Below are 12,311 nucleotides of genomic sequence, written 5' to 3'. Positions count from 1 at the left end.
GCCACGATCGCGTACCCGACGTTGTTCAGGTCCACGGCGGCGATCGCCGCCAGTGGACCGTGCTCGATGTGCAGCTTCTCGGTCAGGATCGAGACCAGCTCGATGCTGCCGATCACCAGCGCGACCGCGACCGACAGGCCGGTGATCGTGATGTTGTAGTACACCTTGCGCACCGGCTTCGCGAACGCCCACCCGTAGGCGAAGTTCATCAGGCAGCCGTCGATGGTGTCGAGCAGGCTCATCCCGGCCGCGAACAGGATCGGCAGCGTCAGCACGGCGTACCAGGGCAGGCTGAAGGCGGCCGCACCACCGGCGAGCACCAGCAGGCTGACCTCGGTCGCGGTGTCGAAACCGAGGCCGAACAGGAACCCGATCGGGTACATCTGCCACGGCCTGGTCACCGCCTTCGTGACACCGGACAGGATCCGGTTCATGAAGCCGCGGTTGTTCAGGTGCTGCTCGAGCGTCGCCTCGTCGTACGCGCCGGTGCGCATCCGCCGGAACACCTTGATCACGCCGACGAGTACGGCGAGGTTCAGTGCGGCGATCAGGTACAGGAAGACGCCGGACACCGCCGTACCGATCACGCCGGTGACCTGCTGCAGGCGGGACGAGTCGCTCGCGACCTGGCCGGCCAGCGCGCGGACGCCGATGCCGAGCAGGAAGCACAGCGTGAACACCACCGTCGAGTGGCCGAGCGAGAACCAGAACCCGACCGACAACGGCCGCCGCCCGTCCGCCATCAGCTTCCGGGTGGTGTTGTCGATCGCCGCGATGTGGTCGGCGTCGAACGCGTGCCGCATCCCGAGCGTGTACGCCGTCACGCCGAGCCCGACCCCGAACACCCCGGCCGACCCGAGCAGGTAGTGCCGCGGCGCCACCACCAGCGCCAGCACGCCCCAGCCGATCAGGTGCAGGAGCAGCACGAACGCCGCCATCCCACCGACCGAGGTCCATTCGCGACCGGTCACAGCTCCTCGCCTCACGAATCGCCAGTTAACGCCTTTCCGGGCCCAGATGCAACCGAGTCGCAGGAAAGGATTGCTGCTTGATTCCTCTGCCCGCGGCAACGGACCGTGAGGGCGTTTGCCGTATCCGGAGAGAGGACCCGTCCGTGCAGAGACCGAATCTGTTGTTCGTGCTGGCCGATCAGTGGCGGAGCAGCGCCTTCGGGTTCCGCGGCCAGGATCCCGTCCGGACGCCGCACCTCGACGCGCTCGCCGCCGACGCGATGGTCCTCACGAACGCGGTCAGCAACTACCCGGTGTGCAGCCCGTATCGCGCGATGCTGATGTCGGGGCGATACCCGTTCGGCAACGGCGTACCGCTGAACGTCAACTCGCTGACGGCACCGCTCGGGGTCGGGCTGCGCGAAGACCTCACGTGCTGGTCGGACGTGCTGCACGCCGACGGGTACTACCTCGGGTACGTCGGGAAGTGGCATCTGGACCCGCCCACCGACGAGGACGCGATCCACGGCGAGGGCGTCCGCGAGGGGTGCGTGTGGGACGCGTACACGCCGCCGGAGCGCCGGCACGGGTTCGACTTCTGGTACTCGCACGGGTGCTGCGACGACCACCTGCATCCGCACTACTGGGCCGACGCGGCGCCCCGCGAGGCACCGACGCAGGTGGACGCGTGGTCGCCGGAGCACGAGACCGATGTCGCGCTCGGCTTCCTCCGGGACGCGGCGCGACGGTACCGCGAGGACGGCGCGCCGTTCGCTCTGACGATGTCGTACAACCCGCCGCATCAGCCGTTCGACACCGTGCCGTCGCGCTACCTGGACGAGTACCGGGACCTGTCGGCGGAGGAGCTGCTCGTCCGTCCGAACGTGCCGGCCGGATCGGACGAGGCGGCAACGATCGCCGCGCAGTACTTCGCCGCGATGACCGGCGTGGACGAGCAGATCGGGCGGCTGCTCGACGCCCTCGCCGCGGAAGGGCTGGCCGACGACACGATCGTCGTGTTCACGTCCGATCACGGCATGCAGCTCGGCAGTCACGGCCTGATGTTCAAGAACGTCTGGTACGACGAATCACTGCTCGTGCCGTTCATCCTCCGCTGGCCCGGCCGCGTCCCGGCCCGCACCGACGACCTGCTGCTCAGCGCGCCCGACATCGCCCCCACGCTCCTCGGCCTGCTCGGCGCCGCCGTGCCGGACGAGATGCAGGGCCGGAACCTCGCGGACGTCGTCCGCGGCGGGCCCGGCGACCGCCCGGACCGGGCGCTCTACCTGCGTCCGGCGGGCGGCTTCGAGGACACCACCGAGGACACGCGCGGCCTGCGCACCCACGACCGGACGTTCGTCGTCCAGCGCACCGGTGACGGCGCCGAGCACCTGCGCCTGTACGACCTGACCAAGGACCCGTACCAGCAGGAGAACGTCGCCGACCAGCGCCCGGGCGAGGTCACGACACTCCGGGCGGCGCTGCAGGAAGAGCTTGCCCACTGCAACGACCCCTGGGCGTAACTGCCCAGTGCTCAGGCGATGCGTCGCAACTCGTCCACGGTGATCCGGCCGGCGAGCGGCTGGTTGCCCACCAGCCGCTCGACCTCGGCCACGACGTACTCCCCCAGCAGCCGAATCTCAGTCCCCATCGCGCCGGCCACATGCGGCGTGACCTGCACGTTCGGCAGGCTCAGCAGCGGATGACCCACGGGTAGCGGCTCCGGATCCGTCACGTCGAGGACCGCGTCCAGGCGGCCGCTCGCGCACTCCGCGACCAGCGCCGCGGTGTCGATCAACGAACCCCGTGCGGTGTTGATCACCACGGCGCCGTCGCGCAACAGCGCCAACCGCCGTACGTCGAGCAGCTGCCGCGTCTCCGGCAGCGCGGGTGCATGTAGCGACACGATGTCGCTCCGCCGCAGCAGGGTCTCCAGGTCAACGAGCTCGGCGCCCAAAGCGATCGCATCGTCCGGCTGAAGGAACGGGTCGCAGACCATCAGCTCGTACGCCGAACCCGCCAGCAGCTCCAGCACCAGCCGGCCGATCCGCGAAGCGCCGACGATGCCGACCGTCCGCCCGGCGTTGCCCATCGCCGGGTCGATCGTGTGGTCCTCGTGCCCGCTGTCGCGGTACCGGGCCGCCAGGCGGAACGCCCGCTTCCCGGCCAGCCGGATCGCCGCCACGGTGAACTCGGCCACCGGTACGGCGTTCGCACCCGCCGCCGAGGACACCGCGATCCCCCGCTCCCAGACCTCCGGCCCGACGTGCCCCTTCACGCTCCCGGCGGCGTGCAGCACCGCCGCGAGGCGGGGCGCGTCCGCGAGCACCGCGGCGTCGATCCGCGGGCACCCCCAGCCCGTGATCAGGATGTCCGTGGCCGCCAGCGCCTTGCGTACGCCGGGATCGCCGAAGTCGGTCACGACCTCGTCCCGGACGTCCACGCTCATGCGCAGCCGGTCCAGCAGGTCGGGCGGGAACGCCAGCGCCCGGACCGACGGGTTCATCGCGATCAGCGCTGTTCTGCGTGCGGGCAAAGCCGAGCCTTTCTACTTGTCCGAGCCGATCTACTTGTCCGAGCCGAGCGTCATGCCCTCGATGATCCGGCGGCCGAGCCACAGGTACAGCCCGACCAGCGGCAGCACCACGATCGCGATCCCGGCGAACATGCCGCCCCAGTCCGCGCCGTTGTACTGCATCTGCTGCAGGAACCCGAGCATTGCCAGCGGCAACGTCTGCAGCTGCTGGTCGTGGATGAACACCAGCGCGAAGAACGTCTCGCCCCAGTGACCGATGACGTTCAGCAGTACCAGCGTGACGATCCCGCTGCGGCAGACCGGCAGCATGATCCGCGCGAACGTGTACAGCGGGCTCGCGCCGTCGAGGGCGGCCGCCTCCTCGAGCTCGATCGGCAACGACCGGAAGAAGCCGGTCAGGAAGAACACCGCGAACGGCATCGACGTCGCGGTGTACAGCAGCCACAGGCCCCACAGGCTGTTCACCAGCCCGAGATGGCTCATCACGGCGTACAGCGGGAGGAAGATCGCCTGTGCCGGGACGCCCAGGCCGATCGCGAACAGCGAGGTCGTGGCCCCGGCGCTGCGGGCGCCGAGCCGGCTGAGCGCGTACCCGGCGGGCGCCGCGAGCAGTACGGTCGCGATCGCCGTACCGGCGATCAGGACGACCGAGTTCACCGCCGCCGGACCGAAGTTCCCGGTGGACCAGGCGCGGGCGAAGTTCTCCCAGTGCAGTGCCTTGGGCAACGACCACGGGGCGTCCAGGAGTTCGCGGGTCGACTTCACCGAGTTGAGCAGGATCCAGACCAGGACGGCGAGATCGAACACCACCAGCGCCCAGGCGAGCGGCGCACCGAGGAAGCGCTGGATCGCGCCCGCCTGGGTCGGGCGCGGCGGACGTCGCAGGAGGTCGGTCAGAGTACTCATGGCGATCCGTTCAGAACTGGATGGCGTCGCGGCGCATCACGCGCCGGATCAGGACGACGAGCACGGCCACCAGGCCGAGGGTGAAGATCGCGTCGGCAGCGGCCAGGCCGTAGCTCGGTACGCCGTCCGCCGCGAACGCGGTCGCGTACGCGTACAGCGACACCGTCCACGTCCGGGTACTGGGCAGACCGCTCGCGGATCCGGCCATCGCGAGGATGAACTCGAACGTCTTGATCGAGTTGATCGTCCACAACACCGAGCAGACGCCGATCACGTCCCAGGACAGCGGCAGCGTCACGTGCCGGAACCGCTGCCAGGAGTTCGCCCCGGCGAGCAGACAGTCCTCGTACAGGTACGGCGGGATGCGGTCGACCGCGGCCATGATGACCGTCGTGTAGAAGCCGGTGCTGATCCAGACCAGGCCGAGCAGGATCATCGCGTACTGGTGGTCCTGCGACAGCCACGCGGGCGGATGCTGGACGCCGATCGCGCGCAGCAGCTTGTTGACCAGGCCGTCCGCCTGGAACAGGAAGCCCCACAGGATCGACAGCACGAGCGCCGGCACGATGTTCGGGAAGAAGATCACCGACCGGACCGTCGACCGCCCGGCGAGGTCGCGCAGCAACATCGTCAGTCCGAAGCTGATCGCGAACGTCGCCACGCCGCCGCCGAACAACAGCAACAGCGTGTTCTTGAACGCCTGCTGGAACACCGGATCACCGAACATGTACCGGTAGTTCTTCGCGCCGGTCCACTCCATCGGGCCGTACCCGGGCCACTTGTGCAGGCTGATCCACACGGTGGCCACGACGGGGATCAGCAGGAAGATCGCGTAGAGCGCGAGCGCCGGTGCCACGAACGGCACGTACAGCCGCAGGCGCTGGCGCTGCAGCGCGCTCCCCTTCCGGCTCTGCGCAGTGCGGGTCGTCACCGCCGTACCCGCGCCGGCGACGGCCGTCACTGTCCGCGCTTCCAGAAGTCGGCGCTCTGCGACTTCAGCTTGCCGATGAAGTCGGCCGCCGAGAGTTTGCCGGTGACCAGCTGGTCGTCGAGCGGCAGGAACACCTTGGTCCACCAGTCGGAGAAGTCCGCGGTCACACCGTCCGCGTTCATGTACGTGCCGTTCTTCTTCACCAGCGCGGCGATGTCGGCGGCGGCCGGTGCCACCGTGACGTCCTGGCGCGCCATCAGCGAGGCGGTTGCGTCTTCGTACGACTGCATCTGCTTCTTGCCGTACAGGAACGCAACCAGCTGCTCGGCGGCCGACTTGTGCTTGGCCTTCGCCGGCACCACCCACCCGGACGGCTGGCACGCGACCGGCGTACTCGCCGCGCCGTCGCTCGGGAAGTTGAAGGTGCGGTACTGGAAGCCCTCGGCGGCGTACGTCTTCGCCTCGCTCGGCAGCCACGAGCCCATCAGGATGAAGTCGGCCTTGTTGGTCGCCCACTTCTGCTGCATCGCGGGGAACTTGCTCGCGTTGTACCCGTCGGCGAAGTACCCGCCCTTGGCCAGTTGCTCGACCTGTGCGGCGGCAGCGGCGTACTCCGGCTTCTCCCAGGTCGCACCGGTCTTGTCCGCGGCCGCCTGGTGGAACGAACCCACGCCGAGCTTGCCGACGACGAGGCTGATGTACCACGACGCGTTGTAGCCGGGGATGTCCGCGTCGAGCGCCAGCTTCTGCTTACCGACCAGTTGCTGGAACGCCTGCCAGGTCGCCGGCGGGTTCTTCGTCAGCTCGGGGAAGCGGGCGCCGTTGTACCAGATGCTGTTGCAGGTGATGACGTACGGCAGCATCGGGTGCTTGCCGTCGACCTCCGCCAGCTTCTGCAGATCCTCCGGGATCACCTGGCCGACGGTCTTGCCCTCGCCGGACACCTTCTGGCCGAGGACTCCGGAGAGATCCTCGGCGCCGCCGGCCGGGATCTTCGACTTCACGTTGTTGTACGGGTTGTCGATCAGGTCCGCGGCCGGGCTGTTCATCAGCGTCGGCTGCAGCTTGGTCAGCACGTCCCGGCCCTGCCACTGGACGTTGACCTTGATACCGGTCTGCTGGGTGAACTCGGCGATCGACGCCTTCAGCGCGGTCTGCTGCGGCTCGCCGTCCTTCCACATCGACCAGTAGGTGAGCTCCTTCCCGGCGCCCGCCCCGCCTCCCGAACTCGAACCGCAGCCCGCCAGAGCGGTCGCTGCGAGGGCCGCAGCCGTGCAGGTCGCGGTGATCCGGCCGGCAATCGGTGATTTCATGACGTGGTCCTCTCCAGTCGGGGGATCGACTTGGAGAGACGGTGCGGCGGTCGCGGAGGAGGAATCAAGACGGATTCCGGCCCCGATGCGCTGCTGGGACCGAATCCTCCTTCAATCCTCTCTTTTCGGCGTGTGATGATGAGCGGGTGCAGCCGGTCCCCCAGACGTCGCGTGAGCTGAAGTTCCGCCGGCTCGCCCGGGAGCTGCGGCACCGGATCCTGGACAACACCTACCCGCCGGACAGCAAGCTCCCGACCGAAGACGCGCTGGCCGCGGAGACCGGCCTGTCCCTCACCACGATCCGGCACGCGTACCAGGAGCTCGCCGCCGCCGGCCTCGTGGTCCGCCGGCAGGGCGCCGGCACGTTCGTCGCGCCGACCAGCCACCGGGTGCAGGCGCGGCAACAGGTGATCGGCGTACTCGTGCCGGACACCGCGCTGTATTACCCGCGCGTACTGCAGGGCATCGAGAAGGCGTTGTTCCAGGCCAACGCGCGGCTCGTCCTCGCGTGTTCGCACTACGATCCGGACGCCGAGGACACCGCCATCAACGGCCTGCTGGACGCGGGCGTGGACGGGCTGTTGCTGGTCCCGTCTCTGCACGCCCTCGCCGATCCGCGCGCCCGAGTGGCCGAGCTGCTCGACCTACCGGTACCCGTCGTGTTCGTCGAACGCCGGCTGGCCGCGCTCGGCGCCGGCGACGCGATGGAGCACGTCTGCACGGATCACGAGGGCGGGGCGTACGACGCCGTACGGCATCTGCACGACCTCGGGCATCGTGAGATCGGGCTGGCCGTCCGGGCCGAGGCACCGACCACGCCGCCGATCAGTTCCGGCTTCGACCGCGCGGTCGAGGACTTCGGGCTGACCCGGCACGACCCGCAGCGGCTGCACGACTGGACCGCGCGGCGCGCCGACGAGACCGTCGCGCTGTTCCGGTCCCGCGGGATCACCGCCGCGCTGTGCTTCGGCGACCGGGAGGCCTCGCTGATCCTGGGCGCCGCCCGCCGGGCCGGCCTCGCGGTCCCGGACGACTTCGCCATCATTGCCTACGACAACGAGTTCGTGGACGTCGCCGAGGTACCGATGACCGCGGTGTCGCCGCCGCGCTACCAGCTCGGCCAGCTCGCCGTCCAGGTGCTGCTGCAGCGCCTCAGCCTCGGCGACGCGCTGCCGATCCACCAGATCCACCTCCGGCCCCGGCTGGTGGTCCGCGCCTCCTGCGGCGCGAAACCGGCCGCCGCCGACGTGTGAGCCGAGGTGTGAGCCGAGGTGTGAGCCGAGGTGTGAGCTAGAACACAGGCGTCATCAGCGCGAGCATGCCGGCCATCCCGCCGGTGGCGAGGCCGTGGCAGCAGCACAGGATCCGGTGACCGCTCCCCCACATCACGCGGCCGAACCACCAGGCCGCGGAGAGCACCAGCAGACCGACCACCGACCAGCTCAGCAGCCCTGTCCAGGTCGGTCCTGCCGCATGATCCATCCCCGGCATACCTGCCATGTCCGCCATGCCTCCCATGCCCACCGTGCCGACGGCGAGCATCCACACCATCGCCAGGTTCATCCCGCCGTGCAGCAGCACGCCGGTCCGCGCGGTGACACCGTCGGAGACGGACAGGTGCCGGAAGAACACCAGCGCCAGCCCCGAGAACAGCACGATCTGCACCCAGACGATCCCCGGCGTCGACGGCAGCCACAGCATCAGCAGCATCGCGGGGCTCATCAGGACGTGGTTCACGTCCACCACCGTCTCGATCCCACGCCCGCGCCCGGAGGCGACCCGCCACAGGCCGTACAGCCCGGAGACCGCGAAGACGATCGTCAGCGCGACCGAGGACATTCCGTGCGACATCGAGGCGGGGACCTTCCTCGCGAGGGGGCGACCGTACTGTCCAACTCCGAAGAATCCAGGGAAGTTCCGGGAACTGTTCGGTGTCGTCCTTCGTACTCAGCTGTTGGGGGCTCAAGGCAATTGCAGCAGATCAGGAGAGACGTGGCACCGACACGCCACCGGCCGTGGCTGATCCGGTACGTCGTTCTGCTCGGCGTGCTGGCGGTCGCCGTACCGCTCGTCACCACCGGTGTGACGGGTCCGGGCAGCTACCTGCCGATCGCCCGCGACGACCCCGGCCGGGTGACCAGCCTGATCACGACGTTCGTCCGGGCCGTGACGGATCTCTCATCGCTGGTCGTGGTCGGAGCGCTGGCGTCGGCGCTGTTCGCGGGCAAGGCCCGGCCTGTCCAGGACAAGGCATCGCGGCGGCAGCTCGAGGTGGCGGAGTGGTTCGAGCCGGTCGTCGTACGCCGGGCCGCGACCGTCTGGGCGATCGGCTCGGGGCTGCTCATCGGCCTCGACTCGGCCGATTCGAACGGGTATTCGCTCGGCAAGCTCGCCGACCCGAAGGCGCTGCGGTTCGCGCTGCTCTCAGGCGACGCGGGGCGGTCCTGGATGGTGGCGTTCGTCGCGGCGATCCTCGTGCTCGTCACCTGCGTTCTGAGCGCGCGATGGATCGGGTACGCCATTGCGCTCTGGGCCGCGCTGGTGGGTTCGCTGGCGCCGGTCGTCGTCGGGCAGATCCTGGTCGGTCCGCGCCACGACTTCGGCAGCGACGCCGGCATCGTCCAGACTCTCGCCGGGCAGGTGCTGCTCGGTGTCGCCGTCGTCCAGGCGCTGCGGGTCGCGACCGGGCGCCGGGTGCGGGTGCTCGACCGGGTGCACTGGCGCAGTACGTCCGCCGTACTGCTCGGTGTGCTCGTGGCGACCGAGGGCGTCCTGCTCTGGTTCAAGCTCGCCGGGTCGTCGCCGTTCGCGAGTGCTACCGGGTGGTTGAGTCTGGCGCAGTTCGCGGCCCTCGGTCTGGTTGGCGGCGGCCTTGTCGCGGTGTACCGGGGCCGGGTCACGAGCGGTGCCGTGCTGCTCGCGGGCGGTGCGGCGGGATTTGTCGCGGCCGGGCTGGCGATGACGCGGATCCCGCCGCCGCAGTTCTTCGTACCGGCGTCGATCAGTCAGATCTTCTTCGGGTTCGACCTGAAGGTCCCGCCCGGGTTCGGCGCGCTGGCCGCGCAGTGGCGGCCGAACCTGCTGTTCGTCACAGCCGCGGCCGTCGCGATCGCCGGGTATCTCGCCGGTGTCCGGCGGCTCGCGCGGCAGGGTGAGCGCTGGCCCGTCGCGCGGACGATCGCGTGGACGCTCGGTTGGGTGCTGATCATCGTGGTGACCAGCTCCGGCCTCGGGACGTACTCCGGTGCCGACTTCGCCGTCCACATGGCCGTGCACATGGCCTTGAACATGCTCGCGCCGGTTCCGCTGGTGCTCGGCGGGCCGATCACGCTTGCGTTGCGGGCGCTACCGGCCGCCCCCAAGGGCGCGCAGCCGGGGGCGCACGAGTGGATCCTCGCGTTCCTGCACTCGCGGCCGTTGCAGGCGTTGTACCACCCGTTGTTCGTCTTCACCGTGTACATCGGTTCGTACTACGCGTTGTACCTGACCAATGCGTTCGGGGCCCTGATGAGATTCCATTGGGCCCACCAACTGATGAACGCGCATTTCCTGCTGGTCGGCTGCCTGTACTTCGGTCTCGTGATCGGCGTCGACCGCACGCCGCACCAGCTGCCGTCGCTGGCCAAGCTCGCCGTACTGCTCGGCGCGATGCCGTTCCACGCGTTCTTCGGCGTCATCCTGATGTCCGACGGCGCGATCATCGGCCAGTCGTTCTACGACCATCTCGAAGTGCCGTGGAAGCGTGACCTCGCCGCGACGCAGCACGTCGCCGGCGGGATCGCCTGGGCGGGCAGCGAGATCCCGTTGCTGATCGTGGTCGTCGTACTGGCGCTGCAATGGGCGATCCAGGACGGCCGGGCCGCGCGCCGGATCGACCGGCACCTCGACAGCGGCCTCGACGACTCGCACGACGCCTACAACGCGATGCTGCAGCGGCTCGCCCGGCGTACCGAATCCACCCAGGAGCGACGGTGACGCTGACCGATCAGGAACCACGGACCGCGACCGTCGAGCTGCTCGTCGGCGGGATGACCTGCGCCGCCTGCGCGAACCGAGTCGAGCGCGCGCTGAACAAGCTCGACGGCGTGACAGCCACGGTCAACTACGCCACCGAGCGGGCCATCGTCACCGGGTCTGGCGCCGACCTCACCGAACGGGCGACGTCCGCGGTTGACCGCGCCGGGTACCAGGCGACGCTGCGGGATCCCGAGTCCGGCGACGAGCTCGCGGAGCAGTTGACGGCCCGCCGGATCAGCTCACTGCGGCGACGGCTCGTCCTGGCGACGCTGCTGGCGATCCCGTTGATGGACGCCACGATCGTGCTGGCCGCCGTACCGTCCCTGCGTTTTCCGGGCTGGGACCTCGCGTGCCTGCTGGTCGCGCTGCCGATCGTGACGTGGGCGGCGTACCCGTTCCATCGCGCGACCGTGCGGAACCTGCGGCACCGGGCGGTCAGCATGGACACGCTGGTGTCGCTCGGGATCGCGGTCTCGTTCGGCTGGGCGGCGGTGTCGGTGGTGTGGCCGGGGCTCGGTGGTACGTCACATGGGCTGTGGCTCTCGCTCGACACCGGGAGTCTCTATCTCGACGTCGCCGCCGGTATGACGGTGTTCCAGCTCGCGGGGCGGTACTTCGAGACCCGGTCCCGGCGGCGGGCGGCCGACGTGTTCGGGGCGATCGGGCGGCTGGCGACGCCGGTCGCGCGGGTGGTGCGGGACGGGGCCGAGGTCGACGTACCGACCGGTGAGGTGGTGAAGGGCGACACGGTGGTCGTCCGGGCCGGCGAGATCGTGCCGGTGGACGGGACGGTCGTCGAGGGGGCGGCCGCGGTCGATACCAGCGTGGTGACCGGGGAGCCGGTGCCGCGGACGGTCGGGGCCGGCGATCAGGTTGTTGGTGGGACCATCAGTACGGACGGGCGGCTGGTGCTGACCGCGACAGCGGTCGGGGTGCACACGCAGCTCGCGCAGATGGCGGCGATCGCGGAGCAGGCGCAGGAACGGAAGGCGCGGATCCAGCGCACGGTCGACCGGATCATCGTGTGGTTCGTTCCGTCCGTGATCGTGCTGGCCATTGCTGTCGCTGCTGGGTGGATGGTGTCGGGTGCGTCTGTTGCACAGGCGGTCGGGACCGGGATCTCCGTACTCGTGATCGCCTGTCCGTGCGCGCTCGGGCTCGCGACGCCTACGGCGCTGATGGTCGGCATCGGGCGCGGGGCGACGCTCGGGATCCTGATCAAAGGTCAGGACGCGCTGGAGGCCAGCGGTGTGATCGACACCATCGTCCTGGACAAGACCGGCACCCTCACCACCGGCGACCTCACCATCACCGAGGTCCACCTCACCGCGGACCTCACCCGCGAAGAGGTCCTCACGTACGCCGCCTCGGTAGAACAAGGCTCCGAACACCCCATCGCGCGCGCCGTGGAACACCTCGCTGCCACCGAAAACCTCCCCACCCACCCCACCACCAACTTCACCACCCACCCCGGCCAAGGCGCCACCGCCACCGTCGAGGGAAAACAAGTAGCCGTAGGCAACCACGCCCTACTGCAAACAGTCGGCGTCGAGCTAGGCGCCGGCGCGGAGCCGGGTGTCGGCGGGGAGCCGGGCGTTGGCGGGGAGCCGGGCGTTGGCGGGGGTGGACGGTCCGTGGGTGCGGGGGCTCCCGGGGAC

Annotated in this window: 10 protein-coding genes; 4 read left to right on the top strand and 6 right to left on the bottom strand. The window is 69.6% G+C overall.

Annotated features, from left to right (window positions below):
- Positions 1-971, bottom strand: a 971-nt coding sequence (locus tag VFF46_RS01595; protein ID WP_325035162.1) for a HoxN/HupN/NixA family nickel/cobalt transporter, incomplete at its 3' end; no start/stop codon positions are given.
- Between the two features lie 143 nt (positions 972-1,114).
- On the opposite strand from VFF46_RS01595, the gene VFF46_RS01590 reads away from it, so the two are divergent.
- On the top strand, positions 1,115-2,473 hold the full coding sequence (locus tag VFF46_RS01590) for a sulfatase-like hydrolase/transferase (protein WP_325035161.1): 1,359 nt from the start codon (positions 1,115-1,117) through the stop codon (positions 2,471-2,473).
- An 11-nt stretch (positions 2,474-2,484) separates the two neighbouring features.
- Here VFF46_RS01590 and VFF46_RS01585 read toward each other — a convergent pair whose 3' ends face one another.
- From VFF46_RS01585 to VFF46_RS01570, 4 genes are read right to left on the bottom strand one after another with little or no spacing between them, the layout of a single operon-like run.
- Complete coding sequence (locus VFF46_RS01585) at positions 2,485-3,486, bottom strand: hydroxyacid dehydrogenase (protein ID WP_325035160.1); 1,002 nt, start codon at positions 3,484-3,486, stop codon at positions 2,485-2,487.
- A 30-nt stretch (positions 3,487-3,516) separates the two neighbouring features.
- Complete coding sequence (locus tag VFF46_RS01580; protein ID WP_325035159.1) at positions 3,517-4,392, bottom strand: carbohydrate ABC transporter permease; 876 nt, start codon at positions 4,390-4,392, stop codon at positions 3,517-3,519.
- 10 nt (positions 4,393-4,402) lie between these two features.
- On the bottom strand, positions 4,403-5,353 hold the full coding sequence (locus VFF46_RS01575; RefSeq protein WP_325035158.1) for a sugar ABC transporter permease: 951 nt from the start codon (positions 5,351-5,353) through the stop codon (positions 4,403-4,405).
- Complete coding sequence (locus VFF46_RS01570; protein ID WP_325035157.1) at positions 5,350-6,636, bottom strand: ABC transporter substrate-binding protein; 1,287 nt, start codon at positions 6,634-6,636, stop codon at positions 5,350-5,352. Before VFF46_RS01570 ends, VFF46_RS01575 begins: the two co-directional genes overlap by 4 nt.
- Before the next feature lie 146 nt (positions 6,637-6,782).
- Between VFF46_RS01570 and VFF46_RS01565 the strand changes: the two genes are divergently transcribed.
- A complete protein-coding gene (locus tag VFF46_RS01565) occupies positions 6,783-7,889 on the top strand; it encodes a GntR family transcriptional regulator (RefSeq protein WP_325035156.1) in 1,107 nt (368 codons plus the stop codon).
- A gap of 37 nt (positions 7,890-7,926) precedes the next feature.
- Here VFF46_RS01565 and VFF46_RS01560 read toward each other — a convergent pair whose 3' ends face one another.
- Positions 7,927-8,487, bottom strand: a complete 561-nt coding sequence (locus tag VFF46_RS01560) for a DUF5134 domain-containing protein (protein WP_325035155.1) — start codon at positions 8,485-8,487, stop codon at positions 7,927-7,929.
- A 141-nt stretch (positions 8,488-8,628) separates the two neighbouring features.
- On the opposite strand from VFF46_RS01560, the gene VFF46_RS01555 reads away from it, so the two are divergent.
- Positions 8,629-10,611, top strand: coding sequence for a cytochrome c oxidase assembly protein (locus tag VFF46_RS01555; RefSeq protein ID WP_325035154.1), 1,983 nt, complete (start codon positions 8,629-8,631; stop codon positions 10,609-10,611).
- A partial coding sequence (locus tag VFF46_RS01550; RefSeq protein WP_325035153.1) for a heavy metal translocating P-type ATPase occupies positions 10,608-12,311 on the top strand: 1,704 nt, incomplete at its 3' end. The genes VFF46_RS01555 and VFF46_RS01550, both read left to right, overlap by 4 nt.

The organism is Kribbella sp. (assembly GCF_035655035.1).
In the GTDB taxonomy this organism is placed as follows: Bacteria; Actinomycetota; Actinomycetes; order Propionibacteriales; family Kribbellaceae; genus Kribbella.
Note: the sequence above shows the minus strand (reverse complement) of the source record. Positions and strands in the feature narration are given on the sequence as shown.